Annotated in this window: 27 protein-coding genes and 3 pseudogenes; 9 read left to right on the forward strand and 21 right to left on the reverse strand. The window is 59.7% G+C overall.

From position 1 onward, the window contains the following. Positions 1-28: 28 nt before the first annotated feature. From tnpC to E2L05_RS16845, 10 genes are all read right to left on the reverse strand, one after another. Entirely contained in the window at positions 29-1,627 is a 1,599-nt protein-coding gene (gene tnpC / locus E2L05_RS16800) for an IS66 family transposase (protein WP_133342750.1), read from the reverse strand. Positions 1,628-1,689: 62 nt separating this feature from the next. Then, positions 1,690-2,037 carry an IS66 family insertion sequence element accessory protein TnpB gene (gene tnpB / locus E2L05_RS16805; RefSeq protein ID WP_208016246.1) on the reverse strand — a complete coding sequence of 116 codons (348 nt, stop codon included), beginning with the start codon at positions 2,035-2,037 and terminating at the stop codon, positions 1,690-1,692. Then, positions 2,034-2,402, reverse strand: coding sequence for an IS66-like element accessory protein TnpA (tnpA, locus tag E2L05_RS16810; RefSeq protein ID WP_133342751.1), 369 nt, complete (start codon positions 2,400-2,402; stop codon positions 2,034-2,036). Before tnpA ends, tnpB begins: the two co-directional genes overlap by 4 nt. Before the next feature lie 58 nt (positions 2,403-2,460). Continuing rightward, positions 2,461-2,697, reverse strand: coding sequence for a hypothetical protein (locus tag E2L05_RS16815; protein ID WP_133344002.1), 237 nt, complete (start codon positions 2,695-2,697; stop codon positions 2,461-2,463). Positions 2,698-2,705: 8 nt separating this feature from the next. Next, the gene (locus tag E2L05_RS16820; RefSeq protein WP_133344003.1) at positions 2,706-3,473 is read right to left on the reverse strand and encodes a MauE/DoxX family redox-associated membrane protein; all 768 of its coding nucleotides are present in this window, start codon (positions 3,471-3,473) and stop codon (positions 2,706-2,708) included. Positions 3,474-3,489: 16 nt separating this feature from the next. Continuing rightward, on the reverse strand, positions 3,490-4,428 hold the full coding sequence (locus E2L05_RS16825) for a DUF305 domain-containing protein (protein ID WP_133344004.1): 939 nt from the start codon (positions 4,426-4,428) through the stop codon (positions 3,490-3,492). A 218-nt stretch (positions 4,429-4,646) separates the two neighbouring features. Next, positions 4,647-5,027 carry a rhodanese-like domain-containing protein gene (locus E2L05_RS16830; RefSeq protein WP_133344005.1) on the reverse strand — a complete coding sequence of 127 codons (381 nt, stop codon included), beginning with the start codon at positions 5,025-5,027 and terminating at the stop codon, positions 4,647-4,649. 9 nt (positions 5,028-5,036) lie between these two features. Next, positions 5,037-5,936: an MBL fold metallo-hydrolase gene (locus tag E2L05_RS16835; protein WP_133344006.1), complete on the reverse strand. Its 900-nt coding sequence runs from the start codon at positions 5,934-5,936 to the stop codon at positions 5,037-5,039. 105 nt (positions 5,937-6,041) lie between these two features. Then, positions 6,042-6,467 (reverse strand): Cu(I)-responsive transcriptional regulator, encoded by a 426-nt coding sequence (gene cueR, locus E2L05_RS16840; protein WP_133344007.1) that lies wholly within the window; start codon positions 6,465-6,467, stop codon positions 6,042-6,044. Between the two features lie 12 nt (positions 6,468-6,479). Further along, entirely contained in the window at positions 6,480-8,990 is a 2,511-nt protein-coding gene (locus E2L05_RS16845; protein WP_133344008.1) for a heavy metal translocating P-type ATPase, read from the reverse strand. A gap of 208 nt (positions 8,991-9,198) precedes the next feature. Here E2L05_RS16845 and E2L05_RS16850 point away from each other — a divergent pair, with 208 nt between their 5' ends. Further along, entirely contained in the window at positions 9,199-9,492 is a 294-nt protein-coding gene (locus E2L05_RS16850) for a DUF2933 domain-containing protein (protein ID WP_133344009.1), read from the forward strand. 74 nt (positions 9,493-9,566) lie between these two features. Beyond that, on the forward strand, positions 9,567-9,746 hold the full coding sequence (locus E2L05_RS16855) for a heavy-metal-associated domain-containing protein (protein WP_243722032.1): 180 nt from the start codon (positions 9,567-9,569) through the stop codon (positions 9,744-9,746). Here the strand turns inward: E2L05_RS16855 and E2L05_RS16860 are convergent. The 8 genes and pseudogenes from E2L05_RS16860 to E2L05_RS16895 all read right to left on the reverse strand — a co-directional run bounded on the left by E2L05_RS16860 (position 9,733) and on the right by E2L05_RS16895 (position 16,465). Beyond that, positions 9,733-10,461: a DsbA family protein gene (locus E2L05_RS16860; RefSeq protein WP_133344011.1), complete on the reverse strand. Its 729-nt coding sequence runs from the start codon at positions 10,459-10,461 to the stop codon at positions 9,733-9,735. The two genes, E2L05_RS16855 and E2L05_RS16860, sit on opposite strands and share 14 nt — an antisense overlap. Positions 10,462-10,471: 10 nt before the next feature. Further along, positions 10,472-10,948 carry a c-type cytochrome gene (locus E2L05_RS16865; protein ID WP_176600832.1) on the reverse strand — a complete coding sequence of 159 codons (477 nt, stop codon included), beginning with the start codon at positions 10,946-10,948 and terminating at the stop codon, positions 10,472-10,474. After that, positions 10,945-12,330, reverse strand: a complete 1,386-nt coding sequence (locus E2L05_RS16870) for a multicopper oxidase family protein (RefSeq protein WP_133344013.1) — start codon at positions 12,328-12,330, stop codon at positions 10,945-10,947. Before E2L05_RS16870 ends, E2L05_RS16865 begins: the two co-directional genes overlap by 4 nt. Further along, positions 12,327-13,193: a copper resistance D family protein gene (locus E2L05_RS16875; RefSeq protein ID WP_133344014.1), complete on the reverse strand. Its 867-nt coding sequence runs from the start codon at positions 13,191-13,193 to the stop codon at positions 12,327-12,329. The genes E2L05_RS16870 and E2L05_RS16875 overlap by 4 nt, the downstream gene beginning before the upstream one ends. A gap of 3 nt (positions 13,194-13,196) precedes the next feature. Next, a complete protein-coding gene (locus tag E2L05_RS16880; RefSeq protein ID WP_243722029.1) occupies positions 13,197-13,541 on the reverse strand; it encodes a copper resistance CopC family protein in 345 nt (114 codons plus the stop codon). Between the two features lie 84 nt (positions 13,542-13,625). Beyond that, positions 13,626-14,143 (reverse strand): annotated as a pseudogene (locus E2L05_RS16885) (L,D-transpeptidase). A 121-nt stretch (positions 14,144-14,264) separates the two neighbouring features. Continuing rightward, complete coding sequence (locus E2L05_RS16890) at positions 14,265-15,716, reverse strand: ATP-binding protein (RefSeq protein ID WP_133344015.1); 1,452 nt, start codon at positions 15,714-15,716, stop codon at positions 14,265-14,267. After that, entirely contained in the window at positions 15,716-16,465 is a 750-nt protein-coding gene (locus E2L05_RS16895) for a response regulator (RefSeq protein ID WP_279512642.1), read from the reverse strand. Before E2L05_RS16895 ends, E2L05_RS16890 begins: the two co-directional genes overlap by 1 nt. Positions 16,466-16,688: 223 nt before the next feature. On the opposite strand from E2L05_RS16895, the gene E2L05_RS16900 reads away from it, so the two are divergent. The 4 genes from E2L05_RS16900 to E2L05_RS16915 are packed head-to-tail and all read left to right on the forward strand — an operon-like array spanning position 16,689 to position 19,199. Further along, positions 16,689-17,075, forward strand: a complete 387-nt coding sequence (locus tag E2L05_RS16900; protein ID WP_133344023.1) for a DUF6010 family protein — start codon at positions 16,689-16,691, stop codon at positions 17,073-17,075. A 3-nt stretch (positions 17,076-17,078) separates the two neighbouring features. After that, on the forward strand, positions 17,079-17,738 hold the full coding sequence (locus E2L05_RS16905) for a TVP38/TMEM64 family protein (RefSeq protein ID WP_133344016.1): 660 nt from the start codon (positions 17,079-17,081) through the stop codon (positions 17,736-17,738). Position 17,739: 1 nt separating this feature from the next. Beyond that, the gene (locus E2L05_RS16910) at positions 17,740-18,753 is read left to right on the forward strand and encodes a cation diffusion facilitator family transporter (RefSeq protein ID WP_133344017.1); all 1,014 of its coding nucleotides are present in this window, start codon (positions 17,740-17,742) and stop codon (positions 18,751-18,753) included. Next, positions 18,750-19,199 carry a DUF411 domain-containing protein gene (locus tag E2L05_RS16915; RefSeq protein WP_133344018.1) on the forward strand — a complete coding sequence of 150 codons (450 nt, stop codon included), beginning with the start codon at positions 18,750-18,752 and terminating at the stop codon, positions 19,197-19,199. Before E2L05_RS16910 ends, E2L05_RS16915 begins: the two co-directional genes overlap by 4 nt. Here the strand turns inward: E2L05_RS16915 and E2L05_RS16920 are convergent. Beyond that, positions 19,196-19,759 carry a Crp/Fnr family transcriptional regulator gene (locus E2L05_RS16920; RefSeq protein WP_133344019.1) on the reverse strand — a complete coding sequence of 188 codons (564 nt, stop codon included), beginning with the start codon at positions 19,757-19,759 and terminating at the stop codon, positions 19,196-19,198. The two genes, E2L05_RS16915 and E2L05_RS16920, sit on opposite strands and share 4 nt — an antisense overlap. A gap of 76 nt (positions 19,760-19,835) precedes the next feature. Between E2L05_RS16920 and E2L05_RS16925 the strand changes: the two genes are divergently transcribed. The 3 genes and pseudogenes from E2L05_RS16925 to E2L05_RS21350 all read left to right on the forward strand — a co-directional run bounded on the left by E2L05_RS16925 (position 19,836) and on the right by E2L05_RS21350 (position 21,024). Continuing rightward, positions 19,836-20,360: a hypothetical protein gene (locus tag E2L05_RS16925; RefSeq protein WP_133344020.1), complete on the forward strand. Its 525-nt coding sequence runs from the start codon at positions 19,836-19,838 to the stop codon at positions 20,358-20,360. 107 nt (positions 20,361-20,467) lie between these two features. Then, positions 20,468-20,860, forward strand: a pseudogene (petA, locus tag E2L05_RS16930) (ubiquinol-cytochrome c reductase iron-sulfur subunit); the annotation flags it as partial. Further along, on the forward strand, positions 20,860-21,024 hold the full coding sequence (locus E2L05_RS21350; RefSeq protein WP_394346564.1) for a Rieske 2Fe-2S domain-containing protein: 165 nt from the start codon (positions 20,860-20,862) through the stop codon (positions 21,022-21,024). The pseudogene petA and the gene E2L05_RS21350, both read left to right, overlap by 1 nt. A gap of 70 nt (positions 21,025-21,094) precedes the next feature. Here the strand turns inward: E2L05_RS21350 and E2L05_RS16935 are convergent. After that, a pseudogene (locus tag E2L05_RS16935) lies at positions 21,095-21,758 on the reverse strand (helix-turn-helix domain-containing protein); the annotation flags it as partial. A gap of 9 nt (positions 21,759-21,767) precedes the next feature. Continuing rightward, positions 21,768-22,525, reverse strand: a protein-coding gene (locus tag E2L05_RS16940) for an IS5 family transposase (protein WP_133342084.1) whose coding sequence is annotated in 2 segments (ribosomal slippage) — positions 21,768-22,204 and positions 22,204-22,525 — 759 coding nt in all. Because the reading frame shifts where the segments join, the coding sequence is not laid out codon by codon here. Between the last annotated feature and the right edge of the window lie 19 nt (positions 22,526-22,544).

Below are 22,544 nucleotides of genomic sequence, written 5' to 3' on the forward strand. Positions count from 1 at the left end.
AGCGTAACCGCCCGATTGATACCACGGTTTAGGCTGACCCCCAGTTCCAAGGCATCAGTTCGTCGATCCGGTTGATTTTGTGATCGTGGATGCGGTCGAGGACGTCGGCAAGGTAGGCTTGTGGATCGATGGCGTTCAGCTTTGCGGTTTCGATGATCGTCATCGCACGCGCCAAAGTTTCCGCCCCGGTGTCAGCACCCGCAAAGAGCCAGTTTTTGCGCCCAATCCCGATCGGGCGCATGGCACGTTCTGCCGCGTTATTATCGATAGCCACGCGACCATCCTCAAGGAACAAACAGAACGACGGCCAACGGCTCAGACCATAACGAAAGGCTTTCGCCAGATCGCTCTTGCCGGGGATCCGCGTCAGCTGTTGTTCGGCCCAGAGTTTGAAGGCCTCAACCTTCGGTTTGCTCAGCTTTTGGCGTGCTGCAAGGCGCGTATCAGCTGATTGACCTGCGATTTCGCGCTCGATGTCATAGAGCTTCCCTATCCTGTCGAGGGCCTCACGAGCGATCTGTGACTTGTCCGACGCCCATACATCATGGAAGTCGCGACGCAGATGCGCCCAACAGGCGGCCTCCTTGAACTGACTGTTGCCGTCAGGGCCTTTCTCATACAGCGCATTGAACCCGGCATAGGCGTCTGCCTGCAAGATACCGCTACTGTTTTGCAGGTGCTGGCGGACATGTTCGCCTTTTCGGTCAGGGGCAAAGTAATAAACCGCCCCCGGCGGCGCTGTGCCCGCCCATGGTCGCTGATCACGGACATAGGCCCAGATACGGCCCTGTTTCACGCCTTTACCCAACCCCTTATCGCGTCGCGCACGGTCCAGCACCCGGATTGGCGTGTCATCTGTATGCAGCAGATCACTTGCCATGATATGCGCCTCGACCCGCTCAATGATGGGCCGGAGAACCTGCATCGCGCGCCCACACCAATCGACCAGCGTACTGTCTGGAATGTCAGCCCCCATACGCGCGAAGATTTCGTTCTGTCGGTAAAGCGGAAGATGATCGTCAAATTTCGAGACCAAAACATGCGCCAGTAGATTGGGCCCCGCCATGCTGCCCGGGATCGGGCGGCTGGGTGCGGGCACCTGCACCATCTTTTCGCAGCGGCGGCAGGACTTCTTGATGCGGGCAATCTCGATCACCTTGAGCTGCGCTGTGATCATATCGAGCAGTTCACTGACATCCTCACCAACGATCCGCAGATCACCGCCGCAATCGGGGCACGCGGCACCGGGATCAAGCTCGCGGCGCTCACGCGGGGTCGTGTCCGAGACACGCGGGCGACGGCGGGGTTTATTCTCAACCGGCTCGGATGCAGCAGAAGATGGTGCGTCAGCCTCATCTTCATCAAGCGGTGCGTCTTCCGCCTCAGCGACCGCGACCAGTAGGTCTTCCAGCGCCAACTCAAGCTGTTCAATCTCGCGCTCGATCTTTTCCGAGCTTGCACCAAACGCCTGTTTCTGCAGCTTTGCGATCCGCAGCCGCAAGGCCTGTACCAATTGATCATGGGCCCGCAGTGTCGCCGATATCTTGGCATTCTCCGCCTGCAAAGTCGCAATCATCGCCTTCAAACGAACGGGGTCATCTGGCAGGTTTTCAGTATCAATCAGCATGGCGCAAATTACCAAAACTTACAGTAAAACACTATATAAATAAGCAATATCAGATAGATAAATCAACCAACGCGGGCCGGTGGCGCACCCCAATCTGGCCTACGCCAATCGATCCCCTCCCACAGCATCGCCAGTTGCGCCGAGGTCATCCGCACAGCCCCATCCTGGGCGCTTGGCCATGGAAACCGCCCCCGCTCCAGAACCTTGTAGTAAAGACAAAAGCCCTGACCATCCCAGTACAGCAGCTTTAACCGATCACCCCGTCGTCCACGAAAGGCAAACACCGCGCCACTTGCTGGCTTCTGGCGCAACACGTCCTGCGCCAAGATCGAAAGGCCCGCGATGCCCTTCCTCATATCCGTCACCCCACAGGCCAGATAAACCCGAACCCCGGTTCCCGGACCGATCACGCGGCTTCCACCGCCCGGATCAATCGCGTCAGCGCGGCTGCTTCCACGCCAGTATCAAATCGCAAGCAACGTCCATTGTTCAAGGAAAGCTCCACCGCAGACGGCGGTGTGGGCTCCGAGGCTGATGACACTACGTCTGCAACATGGAAATCAATTGGTAGAAAAACTGCGCCCTCGCCGGTGGGCCAAAGCCCCTTCTTCTTAAGCTCATGCCGCCATCGGTAAATCTGCTGGCGCGTCACATCGTGCCTATGCGCAACATGCGTGACCGTCGCCCCGTCAATGCCGACGGATGAAACAATCGCCAACTTGTCATCATCATTCCAGCGCCGCCGCCGCTCAAAACCAAGGACCTCGCCCCGCATGACACCCTCCGCATAAGACACGTCACTAACGACGTCGCTATGCACGTATCTTAAACCATCACGCCAAAATTAGGCAGGCGGTGCCAATCGGGCGGTTACGCCAGAGCAACGAGACCGTACCGTCCGAAACGATGTCCAACTGGCGTCCCCGTTGACCAAAATCGTTCGAGAAAAGGCGCAAAAAGCCCTGCTCTTTCCAGCTGCCGTCAAAAGAAATGGCCTCGTTGGCGGTGCCCGCGGCTGGTGCAAACACGGCGCATGTCAGCAAGGTCAGGACTTTGGCGACATGGACCACTGCTCCTCCTATATCCAACCGAGTGCGCGCGCGGGCATCCAGACCCCCATAAAGATCATCATCAGATTTTCGGTCAGCGACACAAATCCCAGTGGCACGTTCGACCCGCCACCAACGCAAGCGCATTTCAACTCTCGCCCGTCGATATAGACCGCCTTGAACACGGAGACCGCCCCGATGGTCCCGATTACGAGGGCGTTTGGGGCACTGATCCACACAAGTGCGCCCGCGACCATAAGAACGCCCGCGATGGCTTCACCAAAGGGATAGACGTAGCCGTAACGCACCCAGCGTTGCGCGAGCAGATCGTAGTTCAGGAACATCGTCGAGAAGCCTTCGATATCCTTCAGCTTCTGGACGGCAAGGAAGCACATGGAGATCGCGATAAACCACTCGAAAGCGCGAAGGGTAAGTATCGACCCGTAGAACGCCCAGCTGAGGCCCAGGGCCATCAGAAACGCCACCGAGAAGATCGCGATCACCGGCTGATAGGTCGTCTCGTCCGCCTCCTTAACCTCTTTCCCGAAGTGCTCGCGCAAGGCGTCATAGCCGCCGATGCGCGTACCGCCGATGAAGGTCTGGGGTGTTGTCGATACGTTGTGTTCCGCCTTGAACGCGTCGGTTTCTTCGCGCGTCGTCAGATGATGATCTTCGACCTCATACCCTTCGCGCTCCAAGAGATCTTTCGATTTCAATCCATAGGGGCAGAGGTGGTCTTCCATGACCATGCGATAAAGAACAGCCTTCCCTGCGGCCTGGTTGGTATCTTTCGGCATCATGTCCTCCATTGGTCTAGCTGTTGCAGGTCCAGTATCCCATGAAGCCAACCGCGAGCGGGGTTTCACCGGTCAATTCGAACAGAAGGGTAGAGCCTTCTCCATTGTCAGCATCGTTCGTTGCGACGGTCATCTGGCCACCATCGGCCATCAGGACACCTCCAGGGGCCACACTGCCGGTCGCTTCGAATTGCACCAGCGACCCGGAGACTTTCGCGATACCCTGCCCGTTTCCATCGGTCGCCAATATGGGGTCGGCGTTGACGGCGCGAACGAACGTACACATCGGCTCGGTGCCGAGCCCGCTTTCGATCTCCGCGTCCGAAAGAGGAGCAGGACGGATGCCTGCAATGACCGGCGTTGAGATTGCCTGCGTCAGGCTTGCCACGCTTGCAGGTCCATCTGATTTACCCAATGGCCATTCTGGCCCAGCTTCACCATTTGCTTCGATGTCGGCGAGCAGGAAGCGCATCTCCGCAATTTCCCGATCTTGAGCCACGACAATTTCTTCAGCAAGCGCTTTGACGCGCGGGTCAGTGATTTCCGCCCTCTTGCTGGTCATGATTGCAATCGAATGGTGCGGGATCATGGCACTCATCCAACTTTCATCCTGCACGGTTTCTTGGCCGCGGACGAGCCAGAGAGCGCCGGCGAACAGGACTGCCGAGCCTGCGAGAATTACGACATTGGCAGCGAGGTATTTGTACATGCCCCACATAAACAGGAACATCACAATAGCCATCGTCGCACCCATGACAAAGGTCATATAGAACCGTGTCTCGCTCCAGTAGACATGCTCGAGAGCATAGGCGTTCAGATACATCAGACCGAACATGAGGGCCGTCGACGTTCCAACCATCGCGAGGAAACGCCCGTAAGAAGACTTGCCGTGACTGTCCGATTTCGCGGAAGCAGCCGAGTCGCGGCCGTAACGAGATATTGCTGAATCTGACATGTGAACTCCTTTCGCTTTCCTCTGGAACGAGATTCCAGCGCTGGAAGGTTCCCAAGATAGGAGATTTCTCCGTCAAACTAGGCCATTGCAAGAGAGGCGGGCACGAAGTTGCTGCACATTCTGAATTCGGCGAGTTCGATGCGGAGAATGGTTTTTGGTCCGCAAGACACGACCGGAGGTGCCATTTGCGCAGAAATTTCTGCCCACGTCATTTGGCTTTATGACGGCGATTTTCGTACAGGCGTACCACTGGCCATATCAGTCGTGACATAATCCAACTTTGCGTCTTTCCACGCGCCAAATCCACCTTCCAGATGAGCGATCCGTTTCGCACCTGATTGCAGCGTTTTTCGCGCCATCTTTTCCGATCGCGCCGAAGACCCGCACATCAGAATAAGTCGCTTTTCGTTGTCTTCCGGCAAGAATCGCGGATCGAAAAACGCCATGGGCAGAAGCAGGGCGCCCTCGACGTGCTCAAATGCATACTCGGCCGGCGTGCGGACATCCAAGAGGACGATCTCACCCTTGCGCAAGGCTGCTTCAACCTCTTCCGGCGTCCAGGTTTCGAGGGTGCCACCATCAACCATTTCTTTCTTCATTGCCTCACCTCAGAATTTGTTTGCAGGAATCTTGAAATAGGAATTACCGTCGGCCTCCGCGGGTGGAAGACGCCCACCACGCAGGTTGACGTACAAGGCAAAGAGCATGCGATCGGGTAGCCCAAGCGTCGCGTCGCGTTCTTGCCGCAGTTTGATGAACGCCTCTTTCGACTGACTGCCGCCGACGTGCGGATTGTCGGCCCGGTGTTGGGCGACAGTTGCCTCGCAGGCCGGTTGTTCGCGTTGGTCGCTTCCGTAATCGTGGCCGACAAATACGCGCGTGTTTTCCGGCAACGACAGAATTTCTTGTATCGAATCCCAAAGCTCCTCGATGCTGCCCCCCGGAAAGTCTGCGCGCGCGGTCCCCACATCGACATGCATTAACGTGTCATGCACGAACGCCGCATCGCCAACAACATAGCTGACAGAGCCAAGCGTGTGTCCTGCCGAAAGCAGGACTTTGACACCAAGATCACCGATGGAGAAATGGTCGCCCTCGGAAAGCAGACGGTCGAAATCATCCGCCACTGGAAAAGCGTCAACCAGATGATAATAATCCCGCCAAAGCTTTGCGATGTCGGAAACCTTGTCCCCGATGGCATGCGGTGCGCCGGTGCGGTCAGCCAGCCACCGTCCGGCGGTCAGATGGTCCGCATGCGGATGCGTGTCGAGGATATACTGCACATCGTAGCCGTGCTGCTCCACGATCGCCAAGAGCTTTTCCGCGGACTCGGTCGACGCGCGGGCATGGGCGGGATCGAAATCTAGCACCGGATCAATGATTGCGCACTTTCCAGTGGCGGGATCCGCACAGATGTATTGCCACGACCCGGTATCGGGTTCGTACAGACAGTGAACCAGTGGCCCACCGCTGCTAGAATGGCTGGTGAGTTCTTGTCCGACCGACATGTGTTCCCTCCTGTCTTTTTGGCACTTATCAACTTAACAACCTTCCAGCACTGGATAGTTCCAAGAGATTTCGCCAACGAAAAGAGGAAGTTGGAAATAGTTGCGCTAATCCGCGCTTCTTCCAGTCGTTGGTTTGCATCCAGCGAGCGCGCCAGAAAGATCCTTCAAGATCGGACAATCCGGTCGGTGGTCTCCGCGGCAGGCCTCGACGAGATGGGACAAGGTCTCGCGCATTTCCTGAAGCTGCGCGATTTTGTCGTCGATTGCGCCCAGGTGCTCTTCAGCTATGGTCTTTACCTGAGCACTTTCCCGCGTTTCATCCTCGTAAAGGCTCAAGAGATTGCGGCAATCCTCGATCGAGAACCCGAGCGCGCGGGCGCGACCCAAGAATGCAAGCTTGTGCAGATCGATCTCGCGGAACGCGCGGTATCCGTTGCCGCTGCGCTGCGGCCTGACCAGGCCGATATCCTCGTAGTAGCGGATGGTTTTGGGCGGGATGCCGGACCGCTCTGCAACTTCTCCAATGTTCACGACACGATCCTCCTATTCCGCGGGTTGGGTCTGTGCACTGATCCGTGGCGCGGTGATGTCTCTGTCTTCACGCAAGGCTGGCGCGATGCGGCGCAGACGCAGGGCGTTTGTCAGAACCGATACCGACGACAGGGCCATGGCGCCCGCCGCGAAGACCGGGGAGAGAAGCAAACCAAAGGCCGGATAGAGAACCCCGGCGGCGACCGGGATCAGCGCAACATTATACCCGAAGGCCCAGACGAGGTTCTGGCGAATGTTCGACATGGTGCGTCTGGAAACCTCAACCGCATTCACCACGCCGCGCAGATCGCCTGACATCAAGACCACATCGGCGGATTCGATGGCGACATCGGTTCCGGTGCCGATGGCGATGCCGACATCCGCATGGGCCAGGGCCGGTGCATCATTGATGCCGTCGCCGACGAAAGCAATCTTTCGGTCTCCCGCGCGCAGATCGTCGAGAGCTGCGACCTTGCCATCCGGCAGGACTCCCGCGATCACGTGGTCGATTCCGGTTTCGCGCGCGATGGCCTCCGCCGTCTCGCGTTTGTCTCCGGTGATCATTGCAACCTTGAAACCGCGCGCGTGCAGGGCTGCAACGGCTTCCTGGCTGGCGGGTTTCACGGGGTCTGCCACGGCGATCACTGCGGCCAGTTTGCCGTCGATAGCCGCATAAAGCGCTGTCCGGCCCCGCTCTGCCAGCTCGGCTTCCGTTTCGACCACGGTGGCGATCTCGATGCCTTCGCGGTTCATGTAGCGGTCCGCGCCTACCATCACGTCCTGACCCTCGACAGTCCCGGCGACGCCGTAACCGGTGATCGACCGGAAGCCCGTGGCTTTCGGAACGGCGATCCCTTCTGTCTGCGCTCCGCGAACAATCGCTTCGGCGATGGGATGCTCAGACTGGGCCTCAACAGCGGCGATCAGGCACAATACCCGGTCTCGGTCCAAACCGTCGGTAGTGACCAGATCGGTCAGCGACGGCTGGCCTTCGGTGACCGTCCCTGTCTTGTCGAGTGCGATGACATCGACTTCGGACAAGGCCTGGAGTGCATCACCCTTACGGAACAAGACCCCCATCTCTGCGGCGCGCCCGGTGCCCACCATGATCGACGTGGGCGTGGCCAAGCCCATGGCGCAAGGACAGGCGATGATCAGAACCGAGACGCCGGCCACCAGCGCAAAGGTCAAAGCCGGGTCCGGTCCGACAAGCAACCAGACCATAACCGTGAGCGCGGACATCGCCATGACCGCAGGCACGAACCACAGGGTCACGCGGTCAACAAGGCCCTGGATGGGCAGTTTGGCGCCTTGCGCCTCCTCGACCATGCGGATGATCTGTGCGAGCGTCGTATCCGACCCGACCCGTGCGGCCTTGAACGTCAGGCTCCCGGTGCCGTTGACGGTCCCGCCCGTTACAGCCGCACCTGCGGCCTTCTGCACGGGCACAGGCTCTCCGGTAATCATGCTCTCATCCACATTGCTGGATCCCTCGGTCACCTCGCCGTCCACCGGGATCCGCTCACCCGGGCGGACCAGGATCACATCGCCGACGGCGAGTGCATCGACATCGACCTCTACCGTGTCACCACCCCGGACGACGCGCGCGGTGCGGACCTGCAGGCCCAGCAGAGCCTGAATCGCAGCGCCGGTGCGGCCCTTGGCGCGTGCCTCGAGCCATCGGCCAATCAGAATGAGGACGACGATGACCGCAGCGGCTTCGAAATAGACCGCGCGCACACCCTCTGGCAGAAGTCCGGCAAGAAAGGTTGCGACCACCGAATATCCCCAGGCCGCGCCGGTGCCGACGGCGACGAGGCTGTTCATGTCCGGGGCGCCCTTGAAAAGCGCGGGAAACCCCTTGGTGTAGAAATGGCGTCCCGGCCCGAAGAGGACGAGTGTTGCGAGGACGAACTGGATGATCCAAGACGTTTGGAGACCAACCGTCGTCATCACCAAGTGATAAAATGCCGGAATAAGATGGGAGCCCATTTCTAGGATGAAGACCGGAAGCGTTAGAATTGCTGCCAAAAGGACGCTGCGGCGCAGTCCGTCGGCTTCTTCTGCCTTGCGTGCGACGCGAGACTGGCTCGCCTGCGCCTCTGCAATCTCGGCCGGATAACCAATCGCCGCCGATGCCGCCATCAAATCGCCCAAGGACACGGCGCCCTCGAAATACTCGACCGTCGCCGTTTCTGCCGCCAGGTTCACGCTGACGGAAAGCACTCCGGGCACGTCCGCCAGTGCCTTGTCCACCCGTCCGACGCAGGATGCGCAGGACATGGACGCAATGTTCAAGGTGACCTTGGATGTTCGCGCGGGATAACCCAAGGAGGCAAGCGTCTGCGTGGCATCGGTAAGTCGAGACGGATCATCCAGCGAAAGGCGCGCTGTTTCGGATGCGAGGTTGACGGCGACGTCGGAAACCCCATCGAGCCCCGCCAAGGCCTTTTCAACACGCCCCACGCAGGAAGCACAGGTTATGCCTTCGATGCTGAGCGTTGTTTGGCTGGTGTCGGTCATGGCGTGTTACCTCGATTGCGTGCTCGAGGCAGATATAGGGCTTCCAGTCACTGGAAGCTCAAGGGGTTTATCGGAGATTTCTTTTTGGGGCCGGCACAGCAGCAGCCTACAGTCTCTCTAACCCCCCTGTTTCCGATTGAAATGTATCGATTTGTAAACTTGTCGCACGAGCGATTGGTGCGCTATCTCCGAAGAAGGAGTATGTTCGATGAATATGTCAGATCAAGAAAAGCAGCCGCAGAATTCAAAGATGATGCACGTCGGCATGTGGGTATGCTGCGCGGTGATGCTGCTTCCGCTGCTTGTTTTCTTTGTCCGAGGCGGCTCGTTTTCTGGATTGCAGGACAGTTTGGGCGTTCTGGCACCAATCGCCCTTTGCCTCGGCGCACATGGCGTGATGTTCTTTTTCATGGGAAAATCCTGCCATGGAGATCGCAAGACATTGAACAGCGACGCGCCCGGCGTGGCAAAAATCCCTGTCCAGACATCAATGGACGCTTGACCTTGTACTAACCGGAAGCCCCATCTCTCATCTGGTGAAAGAAAGGGGGCTCCATGCGACTTCACGTTCCGGACATGAGCTGCGGCCATTGTACCGCAGCGATTACCAAAGAAATCACGGCCCTGGACACTTCGGCGAGCGTTAGGGCGAACCTAGCCTCGCGAACGATCGATGTGGACACGTCGTGCACGATCAGTGCTGTCGTCGAGGCGATCAAAACTGCCGGATACGCAGCTGAACCTATTTCTTCATAGCCCGCGCCTCCTGCGCAAGACGGATCATCTGATCCGCCTCGATGACCCCCGGAACCAGTGCGTCTCCGATCACAAAGGATGGTGTGCCATTGAAGCCGAGCTGGCGGCTCATCTCCATTGATGCCGCGATATGGGCATCGATCTCAGGCGCCTGCATGTCCCGTCTTAGCTGCGCGATATCCAAACCAATCTCCTGTGCGACCTGGATGACGGACGCTTCCTCGGCCCGGCCTTGCATGCCCATCAACGCCCAGTGAAACTCCTCGTATTTGCCCTGCTCTCGCGCGGCCAATGCGGCGCGCGCGGCAAACACCGAGCCATCACCGAGGATCGGCCACTCGCGATAGACCAGCCTCACATTGGGATCTTCGTCCAAGAGCGCTTTGATATGCGGCTTCACCCGACGGCAATAGGGGCAGTTGTAATCGAAGAACTCCACAACCGTGACGTCGCCTTCTGGATTTCCGAGAACCGGCGCGTTCGGGTCGTTCTCGAGGAGATCGCGGTTTTCGGAGAGGACACTCGTCGCTGCGGTGGCCAGCCGCTCCTGTTCAGCCCGTTCAATGATCTGAACCGCCTCGAGGACGATCTCCGGGTTTTCGCGGATGGCCTCCAGAACCAATTCCTTGACCCGGTCTTCGCTGAGCGCGTTAGCATGAGACGCGAATGGGGCGAGCAAAGTGACGACCAGAGACATTGTCATTGCGATCTTCATGAGAGTTCTCCTAGTTCACCGGCATGCCATTAGTGCGCGCGGCCTGCATGTCCTGAATTTCCTCGGGCCAGGTTGACTTGATGTACCCGAGGACATTCCAGATTTCCTGATCGGTGAGTTGATCTCCGAAGCCGGGCATGCCGCTGTCGAACTCCATGCCTTGCGCCGCCATCATCTCGCGGCCTCCTAGTCTCGTGTAGTTAAACAGAACCTGGTCTTCGTGATGCCAGGTGTGACCCGTTTCATCATGGGGAGGTGCAGGCAGCCGACCGTCCGCGCCCGGACTCCGCCAGTTGTCCTGACCCTCCAGATTGGCCCCATGGCACGCGGCACAGGTCTCGGCATAAAGCGCTTCGCCGGCCACGAGATCAACGTTTTCCGGCATCACACCGATTTGGACATCACCGGCAGACCCGGTCCAGACATAGGCTGCCGCCCCGAGCGCCGCCAAGACACCAATCCCCAAGATGGCAGTCATAGCTCTCATGCCACATTGACCCATGCCATCATGCCCGACGCCGCGTGTGACAGCATATGGCAATGCAGCAGCCATTTTCCGGGGTTGTCTGCCACGAAGGCAATGTCGCGCACTTCGCCCCGGTCGAGCAGCGTGGTGTCGCGCAGCGCGCCGAGACTGCCATCGGGTGCGATCTCGTGAAAATGCATGCCATGAAGATGCATGGCATGCGGAAACGATGTGTCATTGGTGATCTTCAGCCGAACGGTTTCGCCACGCGACAGTTCCGCCAGTGCTGGACCATCCATGCCACCCACCGCGCCATTGAAGGCCCAGAAGTGTCCTGTCTCCATCATGTCGCGCATCGAAGACATCCGACCGCCCATCATGGCACCGCGCATGCCGCCCATGGCCCCCCCTTCCATCAGCAATGCGATGTCCCGTGCCGATGCCAGATTTGGCATGGCATGGGCATTCGGCGGCAGGGGTAGAGGCGTTCCGCGCCGCGCGCGTGTGCTGTCGTCAGTCACTTCGAAGGCCACCTGAGAAAAGCTTTCATCACGGCTCACTTGCACGATATGGCCCGCGCTGCCGACCTCTGCGGTCACGTCGACGATCAGGTCCACCCGTTGTGCCGACGAGAGCAGGAATGGACCCTTCACAGGTTGCGGTGTGGCCAGCGGCATCCCGTCCATGGCCACGATCCAGCCATCGAGCCCCTCCAGCGCGAGTTGGAAAATCCGGGCGTTGGACGCATTGATCAGCCGCAGGCGCAGACGCTCATGCCGTTTCACATTCTTTGCGAGATTGTAGACGCCGTTCGTTGTGATGTAGTTCCCGAGGCGCCCGGCATGGCTGAGGTCATGCATCGCCCCGAAGGTATCCGCGATCTGGGCTGTTTCCGGATCGATGCGCCAATCGTCAAGGATCAGGACCTCTTCCCGGTCGATATCGATCGGCTCCGGCTCTTCGACGATCAGCGCACCGTGAAGACCACGTGCGACCTGCTCGAACGAGCGGTTGTGCGCGTGATACCAGTATGTGCCCGCGTCGGGGACGACGAAATCGGAGTCAAAGCTGTCCCCGGGGCGAATGGCGTCCTGCGTCAGACCCGCCACCCCATCCATCGCATTGTCGATGCGGATCCCGTGCCAATGGGTCGATGTCGCATCGGGTAACTCATTGACAATACGTCTCTGTACCCGCGCGCCTTGCGTAACCCGGATTTCCGGGCCCGGCGCGATACCATCAAACCCCCAGATCTGCGTTTTTCCGTAGTCGTCAGGTAAAAGCTGGATGTCGGCGACCCGGGCTGTCACCGCGCGCATGTCTGATTGTGCAGACAGTGCATTCGGCATGCACACCAAACCGGCAGCACTCATGCGAAGAAAATCGCGTTTTGAAAGTTTCATGATGGCACCGTTAGGATTGAGGTGAAGACAGCCGTGGCAAGCAAGATGACGCCGATACAAACCCATTCGAGAGAAATCGATCTTGCAAGGTGCGGCCCAGCTTTGGGCTCACCGCTCTGCAAAGCCGGCACAAGCCGTGTTTTGTTGATGGCCGCAAGGGCCAGAAGCAGCGTCACGACGGCAATCTTTGCCAGAAGTGTCAAACCATAGGCAGTGCCGAGAAGCGCGGGTAACGAACCAACCAGTCGCCAGGTCATTACCACGCCAGCGAGCAGCAGGAGTGGGACCGCAACAGATGCGACCTGTCCAAAGCGATGTCCAAGCACGGCAGCAACTCGCAATGTGTCCGCAGACCCCGAAAGCTTATGGAGCGGAAGAAGGACGCCGATCCAGAATGCGGCAACGATCAGATGACCGAACAAGACGCTCTGAAACCACAGGCGATCTTCGCTGGCGACATGACCGATCTCGCAAAAACTCCAGATTGCCAATAAACTGCCCAAGAGCGCGACCCATAGCCACCGCCCCCCCAAGACCACACCGGTCAGGAGTGCCCCCAGGCCCAGTAGCCGCAACAGCAGGGCGTCTCCGGGCGGCGTTTCCCAGAGCAACGCCAGGATCGCCAGATCAGTCATGCCTGAAGCATCATCCATGAGCACTGCGCCCCGCACGGCAAAGCCGAGGAATGACATTGCGGCTGCCAAAAGAGCAAAGAAGACAGCCCAGACGCGTAGAAAACGGTCGAGCCCAGCCAACTGCTCGGAAAAGACTTGGCGACAGAGTACCAGCCCGGCACTCGTGAGGACGCCGAGATAGAGCAAAAACTTTGTGGCAACCGCAGCCTGTCCCCAGATATCCGGCACCGCTCACTTCACTTCAAACGAGAAGACACCGTTCATCGGGTGCCCATCAACACCAAGCCCGCGCCATTCGATGTGATACATCCCCGGCCCCATCGGCGTGAGAGGCAGCGAGAATTCTTTGACAAAACCGGATTGGGCGCCGAGGTCCAGAGCCTCGGTGTGCGTCTCCGCATGGGTCATTTCGACTTTCGTCAAACGCATCCCATCGTTGAAGCGCAGTCCAATCATTTCTGGTACGACCTCAAGAACGGCACCATTTGCAGGCGTCATGCTTTCCTTTTCAGAATGGGCGAGGGCAGTGGAACCGATAAAGGTCGAAACCATGACAAAAAAGAAATTGTACTTCACTGGAATACCCCTTCGTTAAGCATCACGATCGGTTGTGCCCGTTGCGAGCTACCCTCGCGATTGACATGATCCTGCCGCGCCATGTCAGATCAACCTGACTTTGGTGCCAACGGGCACTCTGTCAAACAATTCTTCAACCTGTTCGTTGTAGAGACCAATACAGCTGTTGGAGGACCGTCGTCCGATCTTGCGCGTGTCCGCCGTGCCATGAATTCGGTAATATTGCCACGACAGGTAGAGCGCACGCGTACCGAGGGGGTTTTCAGGATTGCCGCCCAACTTGGATTTTTCCGCTTCTCAACAACCTCAGTGTACCCACGTCTCGTCAATTCTTCTGTCATGGGAACGGAGGTTGGATAGAGGCGCATTTCGCCATCGGCTGTCCAATGCTGCAGCACTTTCGAGTTGGTGTCAGAGATGATCAAGCCGACGCCGAGCGCGTCGAAATGGTCCTGCAAAGCGTGCGTTCGAAAGGACGACACATTGCGGCGCACCGGGTCTGTCGTCTGGGCCCTGACAAGAGAAGGGGCGAAGAGCACCATGGTGCCAAGTCCGCGCGCAAAGCTGCGCCGGGTGAGAGAAGATCGGTTTCTTGACTGCATGGGCCTGCCTCGTTTCCATGTCGAACGCTTTGTTTTCTATCGAAGATCAGTGAGCGACGGAACGCAGGAAGGCCCGGTATTTTGTAAGGTTATGTATCAACCCGCTGGTTGGACGGCGGCGCTACACTTTCTTGGTCCGAGCCGAAAATCTGGTTTCGGCGCGCGCTTCGGGATGCTCTGACGGAGATGTCATTGCAGCTTGATGCGCAGTCACGGGCAAAACAATGCGTGCACAGAGCCCACCCTCTGCGCGGTTCGACAGGGTGATCGCGCCGCCGTGTTGCAAAACGATGCTGCGGGCGATTGAAAGGCCCAGCCCATGGCCTCCGGTTTCGCGGGAGCGCGATCCCTCGAGGCGCAGGAAGGGCTGGAAGACATCGCGCAACCGGTCATCGGGGATTCCCGGCCCATCGTCCTCGACCAAAATCTCGATGCTCTCGTCAAAGATGCCCCAGGTCAGGGTCGGGTTGCGCCCGTAGCGCCCCGCATTGTCGATGAGATTGCGCAAAGCACGGCGCAGTGCCTTCTGCTTGATCTGCACCATTGCCTCGGGTCCCGGGCGCACGTCCAACGCACCGTGGGTTGCGTCCCGAATGTCGGTCAGGAACGCGCCAATCTCGGTCCGTTGCAGGGCCTCGTCCTGTCCCACACCGCGCGCATAGGCCAGCGTGGCTTCCACCATATCCTGCATCTCGTCGAGAGAGGCCGTGATGCCGGTCTTGGTCTCCGCATCCTCCACCATCTCGGCATGAACCCTGAGCGCGGTGAGTGGCGATCTCAAGTCATGAGCCAGGGCGGCCAGCATTTGCGTCCTGTCCGTGACGAAGCGAGCCAGGCGCGTTTGCATGTCATTGAAGGCCCTCGTCAGGTTCCGCACTTCATTTGGGCCGACCGGCGTGAGGGGTCCTTGCCCGCCACCGCGCCCGAACTCTTCGGCAGCCGCGGCGAGATCATTCAGAGGCCGCGTGAGGCGCGTCAGCAGAAACCAGAATATCGCCAGCAGCAAAACGGCTGCCGTCAACACGAAAGAGAGGGTGGAGGCCCAGGACCATTGTATCGGCGGCCGCTCGAACCGGGTGGCGACGTTCAGCCATTGGCCTCCGGCAATGGCGATCGAGACCTCCATCTCGAGGGCCGCCAGGGTGCCCTGCATCATCTCGGCGTGCATTTCCGCCATTTCCGGAGAGAGGTTCGGCAGCGGCAACAGCCCCTGTTCAATCTCATGCACTTCGACCCGAATATCGCGGGTGTAGCCATCGTTCAAAAGCGCACGCACGCGCGCTTCGATCGCTCCGTTCGCATCATGGTGGGTGTGCGTTACGGCAGGCGTGTCGCCGAGATCGAAACGTACAAGGGGCGAGTTTGCCGCGGCCACGATATCCTCATGCAACGTCGGCGGTGCTTCCTCGATCAGACGGGCGACGTTGGCTGCGCGTCCGGCTGCCTCGCTGCCGATGGCCGCTTGCACGGCAAGCGACCGTTCATCGACAAAAAGCCACAAACCCACGACCTGCGCCACGAACAGGACTACCACCACCAAAAGGGCGATCTGTGAGCGGAACCCCATTCGCATCAGGCCTCGACCTCCACATCACAGTTCAGACAATACCCGCCATTGCGCACCGTCGATATGATCCGGGGGCGAAGCACATCGGGTTCGATTTTCCGGCGCAGGCGCGAAACCTGATTGTCGATGGTACGATCAAATGGTCCGGCGACACGGCCGGCGCTCAATTCCAGAAGCTCATCCCGGCCGATCACCGCCCGAGGACGCTCCAATAACACCGTCAGCAACTTTGCTTCGGCCGTGGTCAGTGCATTGACCGTGCCATCGGGGCAAATGACATGGCTGGCGTCGTGATCGAATGTGATCCCGGCAAATACGGCCCGCTTGCCCGCAAATGTTCCGCCATGGGGTGCATATCCGTCTACCGCACGGCGCAGGATCGCATTGATTCGTGCCAGAAGCTCGCGCGGATTGAAGGGCTTGGCCAAGTAGTCATCTGCGCCGGTGTCGAGCCCCTTGATCCGAGCGTCATCGTCGCCGAGCGCCGTCAGCATGAGAATCGGCGTTTTTTGCCGCTCCCGGCGCAGCCGTGCGCAGGCCGCGAGCCCGTCCTCTCCGGGCATCATGATATCGAGCACGATCAGATCGAATTTGTCCTCGCTCAATCGCGCATCCATCTCGCCCGCACTTTTGGCTCCCGTCGCGCGCAGCCCGTTTTTCTCCAGGTAGCGCGTCACGGAGTGCCGGATCTCGGCATGATCATCGACGACCAGAATATGCGCCGATGCCGCCATCAGCGATCGGGTCCCACACATCGGCACGTCTGGCCGATCGGCCTACTGTTCAATAGATTGAGTTCCATAACACCCAGAATAGTTGTTCTTTCGGGTAAGACCCGCACCTCGTTTGTCGCAATATGTATCAATAGACCTGACATGTCTTGACCCTCCAGCTGCTGGAAGCCCCATCTGACGCACCATGACAGGCGCAAGACCAGACATATCGGGGCAACATCCCGCCCAATCAGCGCACCGGACCATGGTGGCGCCCGCGTGGATCGGATTTGCGCTTTTTGTGGTCACAATGCCCGCCCACCTCCTCCTGGAACAGGCAGACTCGCTTGCCTTGGCCGCAGTCACACTGGCCCTGATCGGCGGGGCCTATATCGGGTTCGGTGCCGCCGATGGCCGACGCTCCGTGTTCTGGTCTGAGCTGGCGGTTGCTCTCGTCTTTGGGGCGGCGGCCGTAGCGGGTCTCCTTTGGCATTGGGTGGCCTTGCCTCTGGGTCTCGCGCTCCATGCGCTGTGGGATCTTGCCCATCACAATGCGGTCCGCCTTGCCCGGGTCCCACACTGGTACATCCCGTTTTGCGTCGTCTTTGACCTGATGGCGGCAGCCTTTCTTGTGCTGCTTTGTACGAGGTAGGCCATGGTGCGTGTCGTTGTTCTTGTCCTTCTGGGGCTCTTGCTTCTCGTCCTGGCGCGTCCGGACCTTGCGGGGCTCGATGCCGATCTGCCGGAGCGCGACGACCTGCGGCGCTGGATCGAGGCGGCCGGTCTTCTTGGTCCGGTTCTGGTCGTGGCGCTGATGACGCTGGCGATCGTGGCCAGCCCCCTGCCCTCGGCGCCGATCGCGCTGGCTGCCGGGGCCGCCTACGGTCACACCTTCGGAACCCTGCTCGTCGTGCTCGGCGCAGAGATCGGCGCGCTTGCCGCGTTTCTGCTCGCGCGCGGGCTGGGGCGCTCTTTCGTGGAACGCCATGTCGGCGAGACGATCGGACGTGGACTTCTGGGGTCACAGAATACGCTGACGTTTCTGGTGTTCGGAAGCCGACTGCTGCCGTTCCTGTCCTTCGACATGGTCAGCTACGCGGCGGGGTTGAGTGCCCTGCACCTCTGGCGGTTTGCCCTCGCGACGCTCGCCGGGATCATTCCGGCAAGCTTCTTGCTGGCCCATCTTGGCAGCGAGGCCATGAATGGGGACGTGCAAACCGCCACCTGGACGGCATTGGCGCTTGGCGCGTTTACCGCCCTGTCCGTCCTCTTTGCGGTCTGGCGAGACCGCCGCACGCCGAAGAAGGAGATCTGACATGGCCACTCATTCACATGCGGGACATATGCCGTCGTCGGGAAAAGCTCTGGTCATATCTGCCTGGCTGACCGGCATCTACTTCGTGATCGAACTGGCCGTCGGGCTCTGGACCGGCTCGATCGCGGTGCTGTCAGATGCGTTTCACACGTTGTCCGCCGTCGGGGGCGTGCTCGTCGCCATCATCGCGCAGCGGATCGCGCGCCGCCCGGCGGATATGGCGCACAGTTACGGGTGGTATCGCGCAGAGATCATTGGCGCGCTTGTGAATGGCGGCTTTCTCCTCGGCATGGCGCTTCTGGTGATCTGGATGGGGGCGATGCGGCTCGGAAATCCGATCCATTTGCCCACGGGACCGATGCTCTGGGTGGCCTTCGGTGGCTTGGTCACCGAGGTGATCTCGCTCGGCCTGATGTGGAAATCCAGCCAGGATGATCTGAATGCCCGCGGGGCCCTCTGGCACATCATCCAGACCTTCGTCGGCAGCCTGTTGATCATCGTGACCGCGCTCGTCATCGAGTTCACCGGCTTTCTGGCGATCGACCCAATCCTTGGTATGGCCTTCGGGGTCGTGCTCCTCTGGGCCTCTGTTGGGGTCATCCGCGAGGCTGTGCATATTCTGTTGGAAGGGACCCCGGCGGATACTGATCTCTCGGCCGTGACCGCTGATCTGCGCGCGCAGGACGGCGTTCTCGATGTTCACCATGTCCACGCCTGGACGCTGACCAGCGGCAAGCATGCCTTCTCGGCCCATCTCCGCCATGCCAAGCCTGCCGATGCGTCACGCATCCTTGAGACCGCCTATACGCACCTGACCAAGCATCACCGGTTTCACATGGTGACCCTGCAGCTTGAAACGGATTGCCTCGACGAGCGCCACGCGGACGATTTGGACGTCACGCAATCGATGGGGCCGCAGGCAGAGCTTCGTGCACCACCCGCGCACCGCGATCACCTCGACAGTGCCGCTCCGGATGCTAATCTCGAACGCAATTCAAAAGGAAACGACACATGAAACGACGTAGCTTTCTGCTGACTGGCGCTGCCGCGACGATCGCGCTCCCGGCCATGGCCGATGCCAGGCCCATCATCAAGGTTGTCAAAACCCCGACCTGCGGATGCTGCACGGCCTGGGTCGATCATGTCCGGCAGGCCGGGTTTCAGGTCGAGGCTCAGGATGTCGGTCAGGACGCCCTCTATGCGTTGAAAGACAGGCTCCGGATCGCGCCGGAGTTGGCCGGTTGCCACACCGCTGTGGTGGGCGATTACTTCATTGAGGGCCATGTGCCGGCAGAAGACATCGCCCGGCTTCTTTCAGAGCAACCCACGGCCCGCGGGCTGAGCGTGCCGGGTATGCCGATGAGTTCCCCCGGCATGGGCGGCCCCGGGGCCGGGGACACCTTCGATACGTTGCTTGTCGGGACCGATAGCGCGACATCGGTCTTTGCCAGTCACAGCTAAGTCAATCGGTAGGTTCCGCGGGACGGGTTGTTGACCCGGCCCGCTTCGACAAGCGCCCGCAGCGCACGGTAGGTCGCCTCATGCGTCAGCTGGAGGCGCGCGGCAAAGTCGACGACGGTGCCATCCAGAAGACCCGCAACGATCCCCGCCATCACCCGGTCCTCGGCGCGTCGGATGGCGACAATTTCCATGATCTGCCGGTGCGCCTGAACCTGTTGGGCCGCCTGGTGTCCATAGGCCCGTGCAAAGTCCGGGTTCGCGAAGGCGGCGAGAACCGCGGATTTGTCGATCCGGACCAGCTCTCCCGCATCCATCACGATGGCATCGCAATGATAGCGCTCCGAAAAGACCGAGGCTTCGGCAAAGCTGGTTCCGGATGTCGCCCGGTGAATGATGAGGCGCTCGCCATGAGGACCAACCCGTTCGAGATGCACACGCCCGGTTATCAGCACATAGAGGCCCCGGGTCCTTGCACCCTGTCGAAAGAGCGCGTCGCCAGCCGCAATTGTTTGCGATTGACGCGCAGTTGTCGGGAGAAGGTCGTAGGGCTCTGGCAGCATATGATTGAAATCATATTCCAGAGCAGGCCTGCGTGCTACGAAAAACGGGTATCGTGCCGTTCAAAAGGATCCCCCCATGCGCCTTGTTGCTCTCCTGCTTGCCCTGTCATTGTCTGGACCCGTCGCGGCCCAGCACAGCCATTCCGCGACCGGGCATGCGATGCCGGGTCCGCAGGAAACCGGGCAATCTGCCTTTGCCGCCATGGCCGAGATCGTGGCGCTCCTACGCGCCGATCCCGCTACCGATTGGGCAAATGTCGATATCGCGGCCCTGAGGCGACATCTGGTGGACATGGAGCTTGTGACGATGGAGGCCGAGGTTACCCGCAGTGTGCGGCCCGCCGGTGTCCGGTTCGAAATCCGCGGAGCACCGCGCGTTCTCGGGGCCATTCGCGCCATGGTGCCTACCCATGCGCCGTTCCTTGCAACCGAGACGGGTTGGGAGGTCACGACAGAGGATCTCGGGGATGGTGTTGCCCTCCTCGTCGATGGCGATTCCGACCAGATACAGGGTCTTGGGTTCTTCGGGCTGATGACCATCGGCGCGCATCACCAGGAGCATCACCTCATGATGGCAAAAGGCGAACCGCCCCACCATTGAGCTGAAGATCCGCCACAGTTTCCCTCCGCCAGCCCCCGGGTTGCAGACAAAACATTACAAACCCGCGTTGACGTTCCGGGGCGGGAAGGTTGCACACTCGCTGTGCTATGGATGCCACCGACGACACTGAACGCAGGGATTTCCTGTATTATGCCACTGCTGGCGCGGGCGTGGTCGCGTCCGGTGCGGCGCTCTGGCCGCTGATCAATCAAATGAACCCATCGGCGGATGTGCGCGCCCTGGCGACTATCTCGGTGGATATCTCCGGGCTCACGGAAGGTACGCAACTGACCGTCAATTGGCGCGGAAAGCCCGTCTTCATTCGCCACCGGACGCAAGCGGAGCTGGCCCAGGCGCGTGAAGAGGCGGTCTCCACCTTGCCGGACACCGATGCGCGCAATCCCAATCTTCCCGGCGTGGCCACAGCGCAGGATGAGAACCGCGCCATTCCGGGCCATGACGCCTATCTGGTCATGATCGGTGTCTGCATGCATTTGGGATGTGTCCCGCTTGGCGATGGAGCGGGCGATTTTGGAGGTTGTTTTGTCCCTGCCACGGGTCACATTACGATACCGCGGGTCGTATTCGCAAAGGGCCCGCGTTGGAGAACCTGTACATTCCGCCTCTGGCCTTGTCCGACAACATGGTGCTGACACTCGGGTAACGCACTTCAATGGCTGACCGTATACTTACCGCCTGAATTCAGAGCATAATTCAAATGGTTGCCGATAAGCTTAGTCAGCAATGCACCACATACGATATCGCCCGTGCCCCGTCACCTCGCGGATCAAACCGCTTTCTTCCATCCACGCCAGATTTCGCTGAACAGCGGAGCGACTCGCTTTGGTAATTGCCTCAGCCATTGGGGCTGAGACCAGAGGCCACTCCGTGAGAACCTTTCGCAAGGCGGCAGGCGTCCGACCAAACAGTTGCTCCATGACGTTTTCTGCCCGACCCGTCCACGCTTCAATATCGTCAATTGTTCGCATCGCTGTCAGAATTGCGCTGTTCATCCCATCCAACCAGCGGGCCAAACGTTCGGGCGGCAAGCCCGACACACGTAGCCCCCCCCGCCCCGCCCATGGCGAGCGGTGCGAAGATGGCGCCGCTTCCATCGCTGGCCGCGATCCTGGACGCGGTGACGGCGGCTTCCATCTGGTCACCGTGCTGTCCGAGGCCGGCCAGGCTCCAGAGATGAAAGCCCATGCAAGCCCGCGTGATTGGGTGGAGTTGGGCTGCTGCGGCCATTACGTCCAACCATCCGCCCGCGCGATCTTCGAAACGCTCAGCGCTGCCTTCAATGTTCTCGGGATCCCGGCGATCCAAGAAGGCGGCCAAGTCAGCCTTCGGTCCGGGACCGCCTGTCAGGCGCCGAACAGCCCATCCAACTCTTGCTAGGGTCAGGACTCATAGCCAATAGATGACGAGCGCAGCGAGTGTGATGGCTGACAGAAAGACCTTTGGGCATCTGTCGTATCGCGTTGCGACACGCCGCCAATCCTTCAACCTGCCGAACATGATCTCGATCCGGTTGCGCCTCTTGTAGCGGCGCTTGTCGTACTTTACCGGTTTCTTCCGCTGCTTCCGTCCCGGGATGCAGGCGCGTATCCCTCTGTTTTTTAACGCTTCTCTGAACCAATCGGCATCATATCCTCGGTCTCCCAGCAGCCACCCCACCTTTGGCAAACTGCCGACCAGGGCGCGGGCACCGATGTAATCGCTGACCTGTCCTGCCGTGACGAAGAGGTGGAGCGGTCGGCCCTGGCTGTCGCAGACGGCGTGCAGCTTCGTGTTCATGCCGCCTTTGGTTCGACCGATCAGGCGTCCACGCCCCCCTTTTTCACGCCCATGCTGGTCGCTGTTCGGTGGGCTTTGAGATACGTCGCGTCGATCATGACGGTCTTCTTTTCGCCGTGTTCGGCAGCCAGACCTGCCATCATTCGGGCGAAGATACCCTTGTCACTCCACCGCTTCCAACGGTTGTACAGCGTCTTGTGTGGGCCATAGGCCGACGGGGCGTCCCGCCATCGCAACCCATTGCGATTGATGAAAATGATCCCACTCAACACACGTCGGTCATCAACGCGGGGCTTGCCGTGGGACTTCGGAAAGAAGGGTTCAAGACGCGCCATCTGCGCGTCCGTAAGCCAGAAAAGATCAGACATGTTCACCGCTCGTTTTCGA

The organism is Meridianimarinicoccus aquatilis (genome assembly GCF_004358675.1).
Lineage (GTDB): Bacteria > Pseudomonadota > Alphaproteobacteria > Rhodobacterales > Rhodobacteraceae > Meridianimarinicoccus > Meridianimarinicoccus aquatilis.